Annotated in this window: 1 protein-coding gene; it reads right to left on the reverse strand. The window is 54.7% G+C overall.

Translation table 11 applies throughout. From position 1 onward, the window contains the following. Positions 1-74 precede the first annotated feature (74 nt). Positions 75-1,426, reverse strand: a protein-coding gene (locus tag AC2FLO_RS17525; protein WP_496755289.1) for an IS3 family transposase whose coding sequence is annotated in 2 segments (ribosomal slippage) — positions 75-1,090 and positions 1,090-1,426 — 1,353 coding nt in all. Because the reading frame shifts where the segments join, the coding sequence is not laid out codon by codon here. Between the last annotated feature and the right edge of the window lie 85 nt (positions 1,427-1,511).

Consider the following 1,511-nt stretch of genomic DNA (forward strand, 5'->3'; position numbering starts at 1 on the left):
TGTCCGTCGTCAGGGATTTTGGGACAGATGGCGCTCTGATCTAAGAGAGGATGTGGCTCATCTGGTTGGATTGATTATGCGGCGGATTTGCGGTGAAGCAAGCGTCGCGTTTCGATGGTCTTTCGTTTGATTCTTTCTCGTTGTTTCAGAATGGTCTGACCGCGACCGAAGTAGACATCTGCGGGTGTCAGGTTTTGAAGGCTCTCGTGATAGCGTTGGTGATTATAGTGATCGACAAAGGCATCGATCTGTTGCCTGAGATCGCCGGGCAGATAGTAGTTTTCCAGCAGGATGCGGTTCTTTAGGGTTTGGTGCCAACGCTCAATTTTGCCTTGAGTCTGAGGGTGGTATGGCGCCCCTCGGACATGATCGATTTCCTGATCTTCCAGCCATTCAGCAAGTTCACCAGAGATATAACTGGATCCGTTATCACTGAGCAGTCGTGGCTTGTGGAAGACGGTCGCCTGGGCACAGCCCGAAGCCTGCAAAGCCAGCTCCAGCGTATCGGTGATATCACTGGCCTTCATCGTCGTGCAGAGCTTCCAGGCGATGATATAGCGACTGTAGTCATCGAGGATCGTGCTGAGATAGAACCAGCCCCACCTGATGACCTTGAGGTAGGTGAAGTCGGTCTGCCAGAGCTGGTTCGGCCGTGTCGTCTTGTCCTGGAACTCGTCCGCAGCGGACAAGACCACATAAGCCGGGCTGGTGATCAGATCGTAGGACTTGAGGATGCGATAGACCGAAGCCTCTGACACAAAGTACTTTTCTGTGTCGGTGAAGCGAACAGCCAACTCACGCGGGGAAAGTTCACTTTCCTTCAGGGCCAGATCCTTGATCTTCTCGCGCACCGGCGTGGGAATGCGGTTCCAGACCCGTGACGGCGTGGGTCTACGATCTTCAAGCGCCTCGGGGCCACCGACGTGATATTGGTCGTACCAGCGATAGAAGGTGGTCTTCGGAATGCCCAGCTTTTCCAAAGTGCGTTTGGTCGGGAGATGCGAACCTTCGACGAGGCGGATGATCTCCAGCTTTTCGGATGCGGGATACCTCATTCGTCGTCGCCCCCATCCGTGATCATGCTTTTTTTGAGCAACCGCAGTTCCAGGGTCTGCTCAGCGACAACCTCCTTCAGATCGCGTGCCTCACGGCGCAGATCTTTGACCTCGGTCGATGTCGCGGCACGTGCGGTGTCACCCGCAAGGCGTTTCTTGCCAGCCTCAAGGAACTCCTTGGACCAGCTGTAGTACAAACTCTGGGCGATGCCTTCACGGCGGCACAGCTCTGCAATGCTGTCCTCGCCCTTCAGGCCGTCCAGCACAATCCTGATCTTCTCTTCTGCTGAATATTGCTTGCGCGTGGCGCGGCGGATGTCTTTTACAACTTTCTCACCGTGGCTCTGCTTGGTTCCGGGTTTCTTTCTCATCTCCACTCCTTGGCGGTTACGATGAGCCAGAAACCCTCTCTTATCAAATCGACCAAAACTGTCCCATTGGTGCTGACGTCAGACA

It is taken from the genome of Ruegeria sp. TASC047 (assembly GCF_059612445.1).